Origin of the sequence: Bradyrhizobium sp. SHOUNA76 (assembly GCF_023006445.1) — a bacterium.
In the GTDB taxonomy this organism is placed as follows: domain Bacteria; phylum Pseudomonadota; class Alphaproteobacteria; order Rhizobiales; family Xanthobacteraceae; genus Bradyrhizobium.
This window is the reverse complement of sequence record NZ_JALBHA010000862.1, coordinates 1-1,471: the sequence shown is the minus strand read 5'-3', so window position 1 is coordinate 1,471 and position 1,471 is coordinate 1. Positions and strand designations below refer to the sequence as shown.

The 1,471-nt window shown below is 64.6% G+C and carries 1 protein-coding gene and 1 pseudogene; one reads left to right on the top strand and one right to left on the bottom strand.

The features are described 5' to 3' along the window. The coding region (locus MOV74_RS38005; RefSeq protein WP_246932626.1) for a GspE/PulE family protein at window positions 1-760 on the bottom strand (760 nt) is incomplete at its 3' end. A 130-nt stretch (window positions 761-890) separates the two neighbouring features. Between MOV74_RS38005 and MOV74_RS38000 the strand changes: the two are divergent. Further along, window positions 891-1,471: pseudogene (locus MOV74_RS38000) on the top strand (type II secretion system protein GspD); the annotation flags it as partial.

The following is a 1,471-nucleotide window of genomic DNA, read 5'->3' as shown; positions in this document are numbered from 1 at the left end:
CGCCGTCCTGCGGCAGGCGGCGTTCCGCGATGTTGAGGCTGGCGAGAATCTTGATGCGCGAGATGAGCGCTTGCGGCGGAATGCCGTGCGGCGACGGCAGCGCACGCAACAGGCCGTCGACGCGCATGCGCACGACGAGCCCGGCACGGAACGGCTCGACGTGGATGTCGCTGGCACGCAAGTCCACCGCGCGCTCCAAGAGATCATTGAGCGCGCGCACCACCGGCGCGCCGCTGGCGAGATCGCGCAGGCTCTCGATGTCGTCGTCGGACTGCCGGGCAACGCTCCTGCCGCTTCGATCGGCATTTGCATCGTCGGCATCGGCCCGTTGATCGAGGACCGTGGTGATGTCCTCGTATGAGGCCACGACGACATCGACCGGGGCTCCGAACACGATTTCGGCGGCACGGATGGCGGCCGTGTCGGAGGGGTCGGCGACAGCCAGCCGCAAGACGTCGTTCGACGCACTGAAAGGAAAGATGGTGGATTCACGCAGGAAGCGACGCGAGAAGCCGTCGAGGCGAGGCGTGGCCGCGAGCAGTTGCGGAAGGCTCAGCCGCGGCAGGCCAAAATGATCGGAAACTTCATCTGCGAATTCGGCCGCGGAGAGATCGGTGGCCTCCCACAATTCACGCAACGGGCGCGTGAGCGCGGGGTTGGCCGATTTGTCGACATGGGCATGCGCCCGCGGCGGCAATGAGTATTTTTCCAGGAGGTGCTGCCGGAAGCTATCTGCGGAGCGGTCGCGCATCGCATTCACAGCGTTGACCTTGTGACCTGAAAGCAACAACTTCGGCGGGTGACGACAGGCCCTTTGCCCTTGACATATTTAGTAGCAAAAACATAATCGTGGCGCAAATTATTGCGCGTCCGAACCAAGGGGGGATCGGATGCACTTTCCAGTCAATTCCAGCGTTGGCAGGCGTGTTTTGTTTAGGGTGGTCCAGCCGCTTTTGCGCCGTCGCTCAGCGTTGTCCGGAACGCTCCTCCTGTTGTCGTCCGCCTTCGTGCTCGGCGCATGCATCGTGACCGCCGACCAGTCGATCGAAGCCGATCCAAAGGACCCGCGCGCCCAGGATATCGCCGACAAGGTCCGCTCCCTCGATCTTCAGCCGCGTCAACCTGCCGATGCTGGCGCGAGCGGCATTGCGCAGGCGCGATCGTCGAAGCCGGCGATCTATCTCAGCGATGGTGCAATGCCGCAGGGCGGCGCGCTGACCGAACGCGAGGATGCCGGCGGCAGCGGCTACGACCTCAATTTCGAGAACGCGCCGGTCGCCACTGTCGCAAAGGTCGTCCTTGGCGACGTACTCAACGTCGGCTACACGATCGACCCCCGCGTGCAGGGAACCGTGACGCTGGCTTCGGTGCGGCCGGTGCCCAAGGCGGACGCGGTCTACGTGCTGGAGAACGCGCTACGCATGTCCGGTGTCGCGCTGGTCCGTGACCGCGCCGGCTATCGCCTGCTGCC